This window comes from Bacillus sp. RK1064 (assembly GCF_051488405.1).
In the GTDB taxonomy this organism is placed as follows: domain Bacteria; phylum Bacillota; class Bacilli; order Bacillales; family Bacillaceae; genus Bacillus.
Genome location: NZ_JBPSCZ010000001.1, coordinates 2,958,357 through 2,971,357 on the forward strand (window position 1 = coordinate 2,958,357; position 13,001 = coordinate 2,971,357).

Below are 13,001 nucleotides of genomic sequence, written 5' to 3' on the forward strand. Positions count from 1 at the left end.
GACTTCGCCAAAAGCGAAGTCTTTTTTTAACAATTTTGTGGAAAAACCCACCTTTTAAAAGATTTTTCATAAAAAATTCACTTCTTTTTGTTCCTTTTTGTCGTTTTTTGTAGGTTCATCGTTAAGATGCGATTAAGCAACAAAGAAAGCGTTATCAAAAAAAGGGGGTTCACGTATGAAAAAGTTAGGGTTAGCTTCTCAAATACTCATTGCACTTGTTCTGGGTGTTATCGTGGGAGCGCTGTTTTATCAAAATGAAACCGTTATTAATGTGTTAACGCCGATTGGCGATATATTCATCCATTTAATTAAAATGATCGTTCTTCCAATTGTTATTGCTGCGTTGATTGTAGCAGTAGCTGGTGTAGGGGATATGAAAACCATCGGAAGACTCGGCGGAAAAACCATTCTTTACTTCGAAATTGTGACAACGATTGCATTAGCAGTGGGACTGCTTGCAGCAAACGTCTTCCATCCTGGTACAGGAATTGACATGAGCAACATGGAAAAAGGCGATATCTCTAAATATGAAGAGACATCGAAAGCTTCTTCCGAAAAAGCGAGTTTCTCTGAAACCATTGTGCATCTAGTGCCAACAAACGTTTTCCAATCCATTGCAGAAGGTGATCTATTACCAACGATCTTCTTTACAGTCTTATTCGGATTAGGAATTGCGGCAGTAGGAGACAAAGGGAAACCAGTATTAGGATTCTTTGAGGGTATACTCGAAGCCATGTTCTGGGTGACCAATAAAGTGATGAAGTTTGCACCATTTGGTGTATTCGCGCTCATCAGTGTGACGGTGATCAAATTCGGGGTCGGAGCGCTTCTCCCGCTAGGTAAACTGGTACTTGTCGTTTACGGTACAATGGCATTCTTCGTTATTGTCGTACTTGGCATTATCGCAAAATTAGCTGGAACAAGCGTCTTTACACTATTTAGAGTGCTAAAAGAAGAAATCATTCTTGCATTCTCAACAGCAAGTTCAGAAGCTGTACTGCCTAGACTTATGGATAAAATGGAGAAGTTCGGCTGCCCGAAAGCGATCACGTCGTTCGTTATCCCAACAGGCTACACCTTTAACCTAGATGGAAGTGCCATCTATCAATCCATTGCCGCCATATTTGTTGCACAAATGTACGGCATGCCGCTTTCCATCTATGAGCAAATTACGTTACTATTAATCTTGATGCTGACATCTAAAGGAATGGCTGGTGTACCAGGTGCATCAATCGTTGTTGTCATCACAACACTTGGTGCAATGGGACTGCCGCTTGAAGGACTTGCCTTCATCGTTGGGATCGACCGTATACTTGACATGGTTCGTACAACTGTTAACGTATTTGGTAACTCACTTGCAGCCATTGTCATGTCTAAGTGGGAAAAAGTTTTTGATCAAGAGAAATCGAAGAAGTATATTGAGGAATTAAAACAACAAACAAAAGCAGCGTAAAAGGAGATCTTTTCAAATGACGAAGCTACAGGACAAGCAAGTTCGAATCGAACGAGACTTTCTAGGTGAAAAGGAAGTAGACACTCAAGCGTATTATGGAATTCAAACATTACGTGCAGTAGAGAACTTTCCAATTACTGGCTACCATGTTCATGAGGAACTCATCAAAGCATTAGGGATTGTCAAAAAGGCAGCCGCACTTGCAAATATGGATACAAAGCGACTATATTCTGGTCTTGGAGAAAAAATTGTTCAAGCCGCAGATGAGGTTATTGAAGGAAAATGGAACAACCAATTTATTGTCGATCCAATTCAAGGCGGGGCTGGCACTTCAATGAATATGAATGCCAATGAAGTCATTGCAAATAGAGCGCTTGAACTACTAGGAAAGGAAAAAGGCGCTTATACTGAGCTAAGTCCAAACACGCATGTGAACATGTCGCAGTCAACAAACGACGTTTTCCCAACAGCGATTCATATTTCAACATTGAATATGATTGAAAAACTACTTTATACGATGGAAAACATGCATCAAGTCATGACGGAAAAAGCGCAGGAATTCGATCATGTCATTAAAATGGGGCGTACGCATCTTCAGGACGCTGTTCCAATCAGACTTGGTCAAGAGTTTAGTGCTTATGCAAAGGTTCTTGCTCGTGATATTAAACGTATCAAGCAGTCTAGACAGCATTTATATGAAGTTAATATGGGAGCAACAGCAGTCGGAACTGGCTTAAATGCTGATCCTAAATATATTCGCCAAGTGGTTGGCTATCTATCTGACATTAGCGGATTACCGTTAGTTGGAGCAGAAGACTTAGTCGATGCCACGCAAAATACGGATGCTTATACAGAAGTATCAGCTGCACTGAAAGTATGTATGATGAATATGTCCAAAATGGCGAATGATATTCGCTTGATGGCATCAGGTCCAAGAGCAGGCTTTGGTGAGCTTCACTTGCCGCCGAGACAGCCAGGTTCATCCATCATGCCAGGGAAAGTCAACCCAGTGATGCCTGAGGTCATGAACCAAGTGGCATTCCAAGTCATCGGAAATGACCACACGATCTGTCTTGCATCAGAGGCTGGTCAGCTTGAACTGAACGTCATGGAACCAGTTTTAATATTCAACTTACTGCAATCTCTCAGCATGATGAAAAATGTATTCGAATCCTTCGTGGACAACTGCCTGCGTGATCTAAAAGCAGATGAAACAAGATTAAAAGAATATGTAGAAAGAAGTGCTGGTGTCATGACAGCGGTGAATCCGCATATTGGTTATGAAGCTGCTGCACGAATTGCAAGAGAAGCGATTCTTACAGGCGCATCTGTACGTGAGCTTTGTCTGCAAAATGATGTGTTAACAGAAGAAGAGCTTGACGTCATCTTGAATCCTTTTGAAATGACCAAACCAGGTATTGCTGGCGCATCACTTTTAGAAAAGGATCGTTTAGAAGATTAAGCGGCATCATGAGAAGCGCACACCGACAAAGTTCCGGTGTGCGCTTTTTCATGGATGTTTGTTTTTCTCAAGCTCACATAGTATACTATCGTCAATTATTAGGGATGTGACTGCGTTTGAATCTACTAAAAAAATGGCTGAATACAGAGCCTTATTTAATTGTGATGCTCATTGTACTGACACCGATTGGCGGAGAGTTTAAATTTTATCCATTTGAGGACAGCTTTCGGGTCAGCTTTGGAACCGTTGTCTTTTTCTTTATCCTGCTTCAAATGAAAAAATTCCCGGCATGGGCAAGCGGTATTATTGCAGGGGTATCTGTTTTTGCGTTTCGCGTGCTTCTTGATACAGCCGTCACAGGTCATCTTCCGCTGGAAGAGGCGGTTTCATTAAGATTTCCTTCCCTGCTTTATTATGTCGTCTATGGCACGCTCTTTTATTTATTACAGGTCAGACGTTTCCGCGATCAGCCTTGGCTGATTGGTGCGACAGGCATCATCATGGAACTGTGTGCGAGCGTTGTTGAGATGATTGCACTTCGTGGCACCATCGATGAAATTTTAACGATGCGGACGCTGTTTCAACTTTTTGTTTTGGCGATTTTCAGAAGCTTTTTCGTGTTGGCTTGTTATACAATGATTCGATTATATGAAGAGCAGGCGAGAGAGCGTCAAATGAAAAAGGAAAAGGAACATCTGCTGATGCTTCTGTCTAACCTTTACACGGAATCTACATATTTTCATAAAACACTTGCACATGCTGAGCACATTACAGCGAAATCCTATCAATTGTATCAATCCCTGCACCACGCAAAGGATACAGAATCATTGGATTTGAAAAAGCTCGGAAAAACAGCCCTGCAAATTGCAGGAGAGGTACATGAGATCAAAAAGGATAACCAGCGGATTTTTTCTGCATTATCAAAGCTGATTCATGAAGAAAATTTCCAGGCTTATGCAAGTCCTGCCCATATTGCTGGGCTTGTGATTCGTATCCATGAAAATTACGCAGAATCTCTTAAAAAAAACATTGTCTTTCATTATGATGAAGATGGGCAGCATCCCGCCTATCACGTGTATACCATTCTATCTTTGTTAAATAATATCGTTTCCAATGCTGTCGAAGCCATTCCAGTGGATGGAGAGGTGTCACTCACTATTTCACAGAAAGAGAACCAGGTGATCTTTCAAATCAGTGACAACGGGCCTGGCATTAAAGAGCGTAATCATCATGTGATTTTTAAACCCGGTTTTACTTTAAAATACGACCAGGCTGGGAATCCATCAAGCGGTATCGGGCTTTCCTATGTGAAGGATACAGCGGAGAAACTTGGCGGAAGTGTTGAGATGAAGAGTATCCCAAATAAACAAACGATTTTCACGTTAACGATACCAGTGGATCAAGTCAGTAGAAAAGAGGGGATTGGGAGATGAGATTTTTTATTGTTGATGATGATGAAGCCGTGCGTTCTTCACTGGCTCAGCTCATTGAAGATGAAGAGCTTGGCATTGTCGCAGGGGAAGCAGAGGATGGCGCAGAGTTAACGGCAAGCTACTTAAATGATTTGCACATTGATATCTTATGTATTGATCTATTGATGCCGGAAAGAGACGGTCTTGAAACGATTCGAGCCATTAAGGATGAGTTTCATGGGAAATACTTAATGCTGTCGCAGGTAGAAACAAAGGAATTAATCGGCCAGGCGTATACGCTTGGTGTTGAGTATTATGTGACAAAGCCAATCAATCGTGTAGAGGTCTTAAGCGTGCTCCATCTCATGATTGAACGTCTTCATTTAGAGCATTCAATTGAAAACATTCAGCACTCACTCAAATCCGTCATGCAGTTTCAGCAGCGCGGTCAGACGAAAACGAAGCAGCGGGGGAAAAGTCTTGCAGAGGCAGGTCAGTTCTTGCTGGCGGAGCTTGGGATTGTCGGTGAGAAGGGGTCTAAAGATTTATTAGATATGATTCTCTTCACAGATCAGTATGTAGCGCTGCATACCGATCATCACGATTCCTTTCCTTCTTTAAAGATCATTTTTACCGGAATCACGGAGGATAAATTAAATGAGCCGTACACAACAGCAGACATTGCAAGAGAAGCGAAGGCAGCGGAACAGCGGGTAAGACGTGCGATCAACCAATCTTTGAAACACATCGCATCACTTGGGTTAACTGATTTTTCTCATCCAACGTTTGAAAATTACGCATCTAAATTCTTTGATTTCACCATCGTGCGAAAGAAAATGAGTGAATTAACAAAAGAGACGAGCGGTAGAGAAGAACATACTCGTATCAATGTGAAGAAATTTGTGCAGGTGCTCTACTACGAAGCAAAACGTATTTTTATGGAAGATTAAAAAAAGACATGCTCCCTCATGAGGGAGACATGTCTTTTTTGGTGATCGATTGCAGATGCATCTGCAGCACGGAGCGTAAGAGCTCAGGCGGTAAACGATGAGGCTGCAAGATTCCATTCAAGGCAAGCCCGTTGATGACCGCATAAAGCCGCTCAGTTTCGACTAAAAGATCGATATGATCAAGCAAAAGCCCATCCTCTTTTAATTTCATTAAACAATATTGGGTCATTTGGAGAAGCTCGTCATACATCTTTGCATTGAGCGGCTGTAAATCTGGTTCAGTCAGCGACTTGACTGTAAAAGCCTGCCACACCTCCATTTCAAATCTTCGTTCTTCATCAAGTGGAAGAACCTGCTCCAATAACGCGAGGACATTTTCTTCCGTTGAACCATTAAGCTGAAGTCCTGTAATACGCTCTTTGACTCTTTCCTGAATCAATGTCATAGAGAAAAGAAATAACTCTTGCTGTGTGGAAAAATAATGACGCATAGAGCCCGCTGAAATACCAGCTTCTACCGCTACTTTTCGTACAGAAGCGTTTTCCAATCCATCCTGTTTAATCACTCTCATGGCAGCTTGAGCGACTTTTTGTTTTTGTTTATGGTGATCGACGATTTTTGGCATACATTGATTTTAGCACAGCTATTGTTTTTTTAACACAGTTGTGTTATTTTTCATTTAATACAATTGTGTTAAAAAGGATGTGGTGAAAATTGGTCGGGTTATTGATTGTGGCATGTGAAATTGGTTTTTGGCTGTTTATTCTGGCGGGTTTAACACTGCGTTATGTATTTAGACAGAAAAAGTGGGGCGCCTTCTTTCTGGTCTGTACGCCGATTTTGGATCTAATCCTTCTTGCGGCTACTTATATGGATTTAAGGCAAGGGGCTGTGGCGAGTGTCATCCACGGGCTTGCGGCTGTTTATATTGGGGTGAGTCTCGCCTTTGGACATCAAATGGTGAAATGGGCAGATGCTCGGTTTGCTTATCGATTTGCAGGAGGCCCTAAGCCGAAGGGAAGACCTAAGTACGGGAAGGAACGGTCAGTGTATGAAATGGTCAGCTGGACGCGGCATTTCGTCTCTTATGTCATCGGAGCTGGTCTGCTATTTGGTTTATCCTATCTCATACAAGCACCAGAACGAACGGAATCACTGATGCAGCTCGCCGGTGTGTGGGGGATGGTCTTAGCCATTGATTTCGTCATTAGCATTAGCTATGTGATCTGGCCGAAAAAGCATCCTCAAAATATAGCCAGCTAACAAAAAAGACAGGCGAAATCACTCTGCCTGTCTTTTCTTATGATGAAAGCCCTTTGTAAATGGTGTCAATATTCCATTTCATCATCTTATAGTAGCTGTCCCCATCTTCACCTTTCTTTCCAATAGAGTCAGTGAATACTTTTCCTTTAATCGGAACCCCGGTTTCCTCAGATAAGCTTTCAAGGCTGCGTTGATCGACACTTGTTTCAAGAAAGAGCGCAGGAACTTGATGATCTTTGACAAAATGAATGATGCGCTTCATTTGTCCAGGTGTTCCTTCACTTTCTGTGTTGATCTCCCAAATGTAGCCTGCTTTCAGTCCATAGGCATCTGCAAAATACTTGAATGCTCCCTCACTTGTCACAAGGAGCTTTTTGTCTTTTGGCAGCTGATCAAACTTGTCTTTTGCTTCATCGTGAAGCGCTTGAAGCTTTTTGATATAGGCTTCTGTATTTTTTTCGTAATCCTCTTGATGCTCAGGGTCCGCTTCAATAAGCGCATCCCGGGCATTTTGAGCATAAAGAATCCCATTTTCGACATTCAGCCAGGCGTGGGGGTCCTGCTGGCTTTCGAGTCCTTTTGAAGATAAATGCTTTACTTTGACGCCTTTACTTAGTTCGGCTACAGGTGCATCATCCCCGTCCTTGCCACTCGATTCGAGCAGCTTTTGAAACCAGCCGTTTCCTGTCTCAAGGTTTAAGCCATTATATAGAACAAGGTCTGCATCCGTTGTATGCTGAACATCCTTTGGCAGTGGGTCGAATTCATGTGGGTCTGTACCAATGGGAACAATGCTGTGAATAGAGACGTGCTCTCCGCCTACTTCCTTCACAATGTCATAAAGAATGGAGTAGGTCGTGACGACTTTTAATGTGCCGTCATCTTTGCCGGAATTATTTTGCTTAGTAGAACAGCCTGCGATGATCATAAGGGCAATGAATACTGCGATCAAACGGATTGCAAATACCTTCTTCATATATGTCCTCCTTTTACATAGACGCTTCCTTTTTTAGCTGCGTTCGTTTTCGTTTAGATTTTAATGATCTCCATAGAATTCCTTGCTTTGGTGAAAAGATAAAGGCACTCCCGAATAAAATGGTCGCGACCAGCACGATAGAAGCGCCAGACGACAAGTTATACGTAAAACTAAGCCCAAGTCCCACGACGGCAGAAACTGCCCCGAAAAATGCAGATAAATAAATCATGATCCATAGCCGGTCTGTTAAGAGATAAGCAGTGGCTGCCGGCGTAATAAGCATGGCAACGACAAGAATAATCCCAACAGTTTGCAGTGACGCAACGGTCACAAGGGTCAACAAGGTCATGAGAAAATAATGGATCATTCGATTCGGTAAACCGTAAACCGAAGAAATGACCGGATCAAATGAACTAATGAGCAGTTCTTTGTAGAAAACGATAACAGCCAGCAGGATAAAAATGCCGATGCCAAGCGTAATCCACATATCAGATGACCGAACAGCTAGGACGTTTCCAAACAAGATATGATATAAATCACTGGAACTTTTCAAAAATGTGATTAAAATGATCCCGATTGAGAAAAAGGCGGTGAAGACAATGCCGATGGCAGAGTCATTTTTAATGCGGCTGTTTTGACTCACGTATCCGATCCCAATTGCTGTTAACACTCCAGTTAAAACGGCCCCGAAGAAAAAGTTAATTCCCAGCATATAAGAGATGGCGACACCTGGCAGCACTGCATGCGAAATGGCGTCTCCCATCAGGGCCATGCCCCGTAAAATGATAAAGCAGCCAATGACCCCGCAAATAATGCCTACCATCACGGATGTAAATAACGCTTTTTGTAAAAACGCATATTCAAAGAGTCCGGTTAAAAATTCCATTACACGTCTCCTCCTGCTGATTTTAAGAATGGTAGCTGCGTTTCATATGCCTCCAGCATGACCTCTGGGCGAAGGATGTCGTGTACAGGTCCAGCTTTGATGAGTTTTTTATTTAACAGAACGAGGTGGCTGAAGTAATCATCGGCTTTACTTAAATCATGATGGACAACCAAAATGGTTTTTCCTTCATCCCGTAATTCTTGCAAAATGCGAACCATCGTTTCTTCACTGGCCATATCAATCCCAACAAACGGTTCATCCAAACAGAAGAGCTGTGCGTTTTGCGCAAGTGCTCTTGCAAGGAAGACACGCTGCTGCTGACCGCCGGATAACTCACCAATCTGTCTTTTGGCAAAGTCCTGCATGCCGACCTTTTCTAAACAGTGGTACGCATATGCCCGGTCTTCTTTTTTCGGACGTTTCATCAGGCCAAGCTTCGGATATGTTCCAAGTAGCACGGTATCCAGCACATGAATAGGAAACGTCCAGTCTAGATCATTTCTCTGTGGTACATAGGCGATCTGTTTTCTGACTTGTTTAAAGGGCTGTTCAAAAAAGCGAATATCCCCTTGGTCTTTTTCAATTAAATCCAAACATGCCTTGAGTAAAGTCGATTTACCGGCACCATTTGGACCTATGATTCCTGTCATCGTTCCTTCCTGTATGGAAAGAGAGATGTTCTCTAATGCATCCTGCCCGTGATATGAGACATGAAGACGGTCGATTGTTAAAGCATTTGGCATGTCTTGCGGCCCCTTTCAATCATCATTGCACTTCCTAAAGATATATGCATACATTAAATAATTTTGACTAAAGGATGAAATGATTCTCTAATGCTAATTTGTTTCCTTAGAGAAACTTTTATTTCATTCTAAGTGTATGTCCTTCTTTTGTAAAGAGAAAAGCTGCACTTTTTCTGTCAGAGGTCAAACGATCGTTTTTATGTTATGCGGGGAGCGGGGGACATGAGCTTGGATTATTGAAAATCCATGTGGCAGTATTGGGCATAAAAAAACCAAACATTTGCTTATAAATGATTGACAGCTGATCAGAACTCCTCATATAATAAAGATAATTCAATATATGAATATGTGCTCATATATAATATCCACAGCAGCTGATAGGTTTGATTGAATCAGGGAAGGCTACTTATATAGAAAAAGGTGAGAACATGAAAAAGATGAAGGATGAATACGTATTAAGCGGTCTTGATTGCGGCAACTGTGCACGTAAAATAGAAACAGGTGTCAGCAAAATGGATGGAGTGGAAGCTTGCTCTGTTAACTTTGCGACAGGCACATTGACTGTTACGCATGCAGATAAGCAAGAAACGATGACAAAGCGTATTGAAAAAACTGTTCAGTCCATTGAACCTCATGTGAGTGTATCACCGAAAGAAGAAGGACATCATCACGATCATGATCACGGGACGAAAAATTTAAAAACGATTGTGCTGAAATTAATTGGCGGTGCAGTCATTGGAACAGCTGCTTACTTTATACCTGAAGATGGTGTATTAAAGTTCATTATGTTCTTCGCAGCATATTTACTAGTCGGCGGTGATGTGGTTTTTAAAGCGCTGAAAAATATTGTGCGAGGTCAAGTCTTTGATGAGAACTTTTTAATGACGATTGCAACGGTTGGTGCTTTTGTCATTCAGCAATACCCTGAAGCGCTGGCTGTCATGCTCTTTTACCAAATTGGAGAGCTCTTCCAAGGGGCGGCAGTGAACCGTTCAAGACGTTCAATAAGTGAATTAATGAATATACGTCCAGAATACGCGAATCTAAAAGTCGGAAATGAAACGAAAAAAGTAAATCCAGAAGAAGTAAAAGCCGGTGACCGTATTGTCGTGAAGCCTGGTGAAAAAATTCCGCTGGATGGGCTCGTTATCGAAGGCTTCTCGCTTGTTGATACATCCGCATTAACAGGGGAGTCGGTGCCGCGGGATGTAGAAGCGGGAAAAGAAGTTCTTGCAGGATTTGTGAATCAAAACGGTATACTTGAAATTGAAGTGCAAAAAGAGTTAAGCGAATCGGCAGTGACGAAAATTTTAGATTTGGTTGAGAATGCAAGCAGCCGAAAAGCACAGACAGAAAATTTCATCACAAAGTTTGCAAAATATTATACACCGGCTGTCGTGGTGCTCGCCTTATTGCTTGCCTTTGTGCCGCCACTTCTTATTCCATCAGCACAATTGTCTGATTGGGTGTACCGGGCACTTGTCTTTCTCGTGATCTCTTGTCCTTGTGCTCTTGTTGTGTCCATTCCATTAGGGTTTTTCGGGGGAATTGGGGCAGCGTCTAAACGAGGCATCCTTGTCAAAGGCAGTAACTATTTAGAAGCATTGAATTCTGTGAAATATGCGGTATTTGATAAGACAGGCACGCTTACAAAAGGAAACTTTACAGTGACCAATATTGCCACAGCCAGTGACAAGTGGTCAGAAGAAGAGCTGCTTTCTTTTGCAGCACTAGCAGAAGCCCATTCCTCTCACCCCATTGCAGAATCAATTAAAGCGGCGTACAGCTCACCGCTTGATGAAAGCCAGATTGAAGCATATGAGGATATCGCGGGACATGGAATTAAAGCGACCATCAGCGGTTCTCACGTCTTAGCGGGAAATCACCGCCTGATGGAGCGAGAAGGCATTGCGTATGAAAAAGAAAAAAGAAGTGGAACTGTTGTATACATGGCGATTAACGGTGAGTTTGCCGGATCGATCTTGATTGCAGATGAATTGAAGGATGATGCAATCGAGGCCGTTTCTGCTCTAAAAGCGTCTGGTATTCAAACCGTCATGCTCACTGGTGATGCTAAGCAAGTCGGAACTGCGGTCGCCAAGCAAATTGGCATCGACGAAGTACATGCAGAATTATTGCCGCAGGATAAAGTAACGAAATTAGAAGAAATTGATCAGAAAAAAGCGCCTCAAGAAAAGCTATTATTTGTTGGGGACGGCATTAATGATACACCGGTATTAGCAAGAGCGGACATAGGAATTGCAATGGGCGGGCTTGGTTCGGATGCAGCTGTCGAAGCAGCTGATATCGTCATCATGACGGACCAGCCATCAAAGGTAGCAGAAGCCATCGCTGTCGCAAAACGAACAAGAAGGATTGTATGGCAGAATATCGCATTTGCCCTTGGTGTCAAAGGCATTTTCCTATTACTCGGTGCATTCGGTATTGCGACCATGTGGGAAGCCGTCTTCTCGGATGTCGGTGTCACCGTACTCGCTGTTTTAAATGCCATGAGGGTCATGAAATAAAATTGTAAGGAAAATTTCATGAATACCATCTTTCATAATCGACCCCCTCTTGTTAAAATAGAAGAAGTTGGATAATGGCATTTTTCTAAGCTATTATCCTTTTTCTTTTTTAAGGAATGAAAAAGATAAGGTAGGTGCTTATGTGAGTAAGAAAAATAATCAATCTTCATCCATTAAATTTGCTGTCATTTTAACCATCATCGCAGCTCTTCTCATCGGTCTATTTGTTGTGATTGGGAACAAGAACAGCCAAGAAGCACAAACAGTTGACAGTAAGCCTTCGATTAAAGGACAGCCTGTCATAGGGGACAAAAACGCAGCGGTGCAAGTCGTTGAGTTTGGGGACTACAAATGTCCGTCATGTAAATCATTTGAAACAGACATTTTCCCAAAGCTGAAAGCAGACTACATAGATAAAGGCGATGTATCCTTTTCATTTATTAATTTACCACTGCCTGTTCATGGAGATGGCGCAGTGTTAGCAGCACTAGCTTCTGAAGAAGTGTGGAAAGAAGATCCAAAAAACTTCTGGGCATTCCATGAAGCTGTCTATCAAGCACAGCCAGATAGTGAAGCAGAATGGGTTACGCCTGCTAAGCTGACTGAACTAGCGAAAAAGACAACAAAAATTGATACGGACAAACTCAAAGATAACTTATCAAAGAAAACGTATCAGCCGCAGCTGAACACAGACGATCAGCTTGTGAACAAATATAAAGTGAATTCAACACCAACGATTTTGATTAACAATAAACAAGTTCAAAACTTTTATGACTATGATGAAATCAAAGAATTAATTGATCAAGAGCTCAAAGGGAAAAAATCATGAAGAATAAGCTCATTTACTTATACAGTGCTTGGATTGTCTCTATCGTTGCGACGATGAGCAGCCTGTATTTAAGTGAAATAAAGAAGTTTATCCCATGCGATATGTGCTGGTTTCAGCGCATTTTCATGTACCCGCTCGTGCTCTTACTTGGAATTGCTACGTTCCGGGGCGATGTCAAAGTGAAGTATTACGTACTCCCTTTGGCTGTGATCGGTGCTGGCTTTTCCATCTATCATTATATGGAACAAAAGATCCCGGGCTTTGCGTCGATTCGTCCTTGCTTAAGCGGCATTCCTTGTTCCGTTGATTATCTGAACTGGTTTGGTTTTATTACCATTCCACTATTGGCTCTCATTGCATTTATTCTTATCATCCTCAGTATGCTGCTGTTAAATGCAAAAGAAGATTGAGAGATAGCCTGCTTTTAAGCGGGCTATTTTTTATTTTTGCAAAAAGATAAAATTTAAAGAAAATTTGTATTGCTTTTCGCTTATGTCAG

General features: G+C 42.1%; 12 protein-coding genes. 8 read left to right on the plus strand and 4 right to left on the minus strand.

What is annotated here, in order from left to right:
• Positions 1-175 precede the first annotated feature (175 nt).
• From ACSSTM_RS15075 to ACSSTM_RS15090, 4 genes are all read left to right on the plus strand, one after another.
• Positions 176-1,453 (plus strand): cation:dicarboxylate symporter family transporter, encoded by a 1,278-nt coding sequence (locus ACSSTM_RS15075; RefSeq protein WP_003213370.1) that lies wholly within the window; start codon positions 176-178, stop codon positions 1,451-1,453.
• Between the two features lie 16 nt (positions 1,454-1,469).
• Positions 1,470-2,915: an aspartate ammonia-lyase gene (gene aspA / locus ACSSTM_RS15080; RefSeq protein ID WP_060597304.1), complete on the plus strand. Its 1,446-nt coding sequence runs from the start codon at positions 1,470-1,472 to the stop codon at positions 2,913-2,915.
• Between the two features lie 116 nt (positions 2,916-3,031).
• A complete protein-coding gene (locus ACSSTM_RS15085) occupies positions 3,032-4,348 on the plus strand; it encodes a sensor histidine kinase (protein WP_437404224.1) in 1,317 nt (438 codons plus the stop codon).
• A complete protein-coding gene (locus ACSSTM_RS15090) occupies positions 4,345-5,277 on the plus strand; it encodes a response regulator (RefSeq protein WP_437404225.1) in 933 nt (310 codons plus the stop codon). Before ACSSTM_RS15085 ends, ACSSTM_RS15090 begins: the two co-directional genes overlap by 4 nt.
• Positions 5,278-5,293: 16 nt before the next feature.
• On the opposite strand, the gene ACSSTM_RS15095 is transcribed toward ACSSTM_RS15090, so the two are convergent.
• On the minus strand, positions 5,294-5,902 hold the full coding sequence (locus ACSSTM_RS15095) for a TetR/AcrR family transcriptional regulator (RefSeq protein ID WP_060597301.1): 609 nt from the start codon (positions 5,900-5,902) through the stop codon (positions 5,294-5,296).
• 89 nt (positions 5,903-5,991) lie between these two features.
• Here ACSSTM_RS15095 and ACSSTM_RS15100 point away from each other — a divergent pair, with 89 nt between their 5' ends.
• A complete protein-coding gene (locus tag ACSSTM_RS15100) occupies positions 5,992-6,540 on the plus strand; it encodes a hypothetical protein (protein ID WP_437404226.1) in 549 nt (182 codons plus the stop codon).
• Between the two features lie 37 nt (positions 6,541-6,577).
• Here the strand turns inward: ACSSTM_RS15100 and ACSSTM_RS15105 are convergent, their stop codons facing one another.
• Genes ACSSTM_RS15105 through ACSSTM_RS15115 form a run of 3 tightly spaced genes read right to left on the minus strand, consistent with a single transcriptional unit; the run spans position 6,578 to position 9,145 of the window.
• A complete protein-coding gene (locus ACSSTM_RS15105) occupies positions 6,578-7,516 on the minus strand; it encodes a metal ABC transporter substrate-binding protein (protein ID WP_106048213.1) in 939 nt (312 codons plus the stop codon).
• 13 nt (positions 7,517-7,529) lie between these two features.
• Positions 7,530-8,402 carry a metal ABC transporter permease gene (locus ACSSTM_RS15110; RefSeq protein WP_007500236.1) on the minus strand — a complete coding sequence of 291 codons (873 nt, stop codon included), beginning with the start codon at positions 8,400-8,402 and terminating at the stop codon, positions 7,530-7,532.
• Positions 8,402-9,145 carry a metal ABC transporter ATP-binding protein gene (locus ACSSTM_RS15115; RefSeq protein ID WP_060597298.1) on the minus strand — a complete coding sequence of 248 codons (744 nt, stop codon included), beginning with the start codon at positions 9,143-9,145 and terminating at the stop codon, positions 8,402-8,404. Before ACSSTM_RS15115 ends, ACSSTM_RS15110 begins: the two co-directional genes overlap by 1 nt.
• A gap of 428 nt (positions 9,146-9,573) precedes the next feature.
• On the opposite strand from ACSSTM_RS15115, the gene ACSSTM_RS15120 reads away from it, so the two are divergent.
• The 3 genes from ACSSTM_RS15120 (at position 9,574) to ACSSTM_RS15130 (ending at position 12,912) form a co-directional block, all read left to right on the plus strand.
• Positions 9,574-11,673, plus strand: coding sequence for a heavy metal translocating P-type ATPase (locus ACSSTM_RS15120; RefSeq protein ID WP_060597714.1), 2,100 nt, complete (start codon positions 9,574-9,576; stop codon positions 11,671-11,673).
• Between the two features lie 142 nt (positions 11,674-11,815).
• A complete protein-coding gene (locus ACSSTM_RS15125; RefSeq protein ID WP_060597713.1) occupies positions 11,816-12,502 on the plus strand; it encodes a DsbA family protein in 687 nt (228 codons plus the stop codon).
• Positions 12,499-12,912: a disulfide oxidoreductase gene (locus ACSSTM_RS15130; protein WP_060597297.1), complete on the plus strand. Its 414-nt coding sequence runs from the start codon at positions 12,499-12,501 to the stop codon at positions 12,910-12,912. Before ACSSTM_RS15125 ends, ACSSTM_RS15130 begins: the two co-directional genes overlap by 4 nt.
• Positions 12,913-13,001: the final 89 nt, after the last annotated feature.